Origin of the sequence: Methylobacter sp. BlB1 (assembly GCF_015476545.1) — a bacterium.
Taxonomy (GTDB): Bacteria; Pseudomonadota; Gammaproteobacteria; order Methylococcales; family Methylomonadaceae; genus Methylobacter.
In genome coordinates, this window is the sequence record NZ_JADMKV010000074.1 from 16,684 (window position 1) to 18,926 (window position 2,243).

General features: G+C 47.8%; 2 protein-coding genes. Both read right to left on the bottom strand.

What is annotated here, in order from left to right:
- A partial coding sequence (locus IT781_RS19280) for a WbqC family protein (RefSeq protein ID WP_194971808.1) occupies positions 1-526 on the bottom strand: 526 nt, incomplete at its 3' end.
- Positions 527-535: 9 nt separating this feature from the next.
- Positions 536-1,705 carry a DegT/DnrJ/EryC1/StrS aminotransferase family protein gene (locus IT781_RS19285; protein ID WP_194971809.1) on the bottom strand — a complete coding sequence of 390 codons (1,170 nt, stop codon included), beginning with the start codon at positions 1,703-1,705 and terminating at the stop codon, positions 536-538.
- Between the last annotated feature and the right edge of the window lie 538 nt (positions 1,706-2,243).

The window sequence follows — 2,243 nt, forward strand, 5'->3', positions numbered from 1 at the left end:
TATAAAGCGCCATCCCGCCTATCGGATTTATATAATGACTGGAACCTACACAACGGTTGATCTCAATAACACGGTCCTGACCTTTCAGTGAGTTATTCTTCTTCAATTCAGAAGACACTAAAATTCGGCATTGAATGTTCAGCAAGCTTGCCAAGCATCGGATAGCGTTGGTATTAAACTCGCTGATATTGCTTGAACCAAAGCTCATTATGTCTGCGATAACAGGGTAAATATCCTTGAAGTACGGCGCTTTTCTATAAGCGCACTCGATACGCCTCAGGATCTTGCTGCGCACATTCGGATCTTCGACGTAATACCTTTGATTGATAGGCAAATCTGCTGAATCGTCGTGAATGGAAAACGTCAACCAGCAGGGCTCCCGATCAACCAAGATGCGATTCCTGTTGATCCATCCTCCTTTTATATATTGCATGTCATCTCCGATGACAAAAATATCGCTGCACTCCAATAACTGGAAGTATCCAATGTATGGAAAAAGGTACGGTTGCATGCCTGTTGTAATCATTTTGGCTTCCTACTGTGACGTTAGTAATCGCATTACCGAAGCGACTACATCTATTGCGCTTTCTGGTAGAGTTATCCCTGTCGGCAACACGATGACGCGATCTGCCACCGTTTTAGTATTTGGCAACATCACTCCCGCGTTGGGATAAAACGCCTTATAAGGCTGCATATTATGGCATCCGGGCCAGAAGTACCGTCTTGCCAGCACATTCTCCGCATGGAGAGCATGAATGATCTCATCGCGGCTTACGGGTAATTCATCGCTGACTTCAACCACCACATATTGGTAATTGTTGTGTTCGCGGTCGTCATAAGCAAGGACCGATACTCCCTGTATCTCATTCAGCTGCATGGAATACCGTTCATGATTACGACGGTTAGCCTCGACAAATTCGCCGATAGCATCAAGATTGACTAAACCCATCGCCGCAGCTATTTCGGTCATTTTCCCGTTCGTGCCGGGATAAATCACATTGTCGTAGCCCGAGAAGCCAAAGTTCTTCATCAACCGCATTTTTCTGGCGAGGTCATCATTACTGGTGACCACGGCTCCACCCTCGAAGGTATTAAAAAACTTGGTGGCATGGAAGCTGAGGACTTCACACTCGCCAAAACCGCCAATCATTTCCCCTTTGTAGGAACACCCGAAAGCATGGGCAGCGTCAAACATCAGCTTCAATCCATAATCATTGGCAATGGCCTGCAGATCATCTACTGGACAACTGCGCCCCCATAAATGGACGCCGATTATCCCGGTGGTTTTTGGCGTAATCATCCTGAGCACAGCCTCCGGATCGAGATTGTGGGTATTCGGATCGATATCCGCAAACACGGGGGTAATCTCCTGCCATTGCAGCGCGTGAGCCGTTGCAACAAAAGTATAGGACGGCATTATCACCTCCCCCTTCAACTCCAACGCGCGAATCGCAATCTCCAGTGCGACCGTACCGTTGCACATGGCCACGCAATGTTTCACACCGAGGAATTCCGCCAACAGACGCTCGAACTCCTGGACCAGCGGGCCGTTGTTGCTCAACCAGCGCCGGTTAAAAATATCATTCATATACGACAGAAAGGTTTCCTGGCTTCCCATGTTCGGCCGTCCGACGTGCAGCGGCTCCGGGAACGCCGGCGGAGCCCCAAACAAAGCCAGATCGGAGCGGGACTCAAAGTGTTTCATGACTCCTCCTAACGTACAAAAGTTAACATCGAAATAATCAAATGCACTCTAGCCAAAGTCCGCACGATAACTTTTTCAAGTGACATAACGTATGAACTTGTATTCGTCCACATGCCGCCCCTGATCCCGCCGCTTAATTATGCAGCGCGGGAATCATAGTTGTTGTCCATAACGTCAATAATTAACGCTCCTTCTAAGAAAACCGGGTCCGATTACCGGCAAAAGACCTTCTAAGCGTAGGCGAACCTGGCCCGACATTCGACAGAAATGGATACAAAACGGGTGAGAAATTAGTCCCAATAGTCAATTTTTGAGCTTTCATTTTATGTTTCCCTCGTCACCAGCTTTTTCCTTCTACCCTTTCGAAAAGTCCTCCACAATCTTCAATCGGTTCATTGAGCAATCGAAAAATTAACTTCTTGTCTTGGATCGCCCTCATGCTGATCTTCATCATGAATAGGCCAGTTCCGGAAACTCAGTCGAGGAGCCATGGCGCAGGTCTTGCCAATTGCTGATCAGTTCCGGAAGTTCGGCCAGA

Coding starts and splice junctions, on each gene's coding strand:
- IT781_RS19285 (WP_194971809.1), bottom strand. CDS start 1,705: ATGAAACACTTTGAGTCCCGCTCCGATCTGGCTTTGTTTGGGGCTCCG.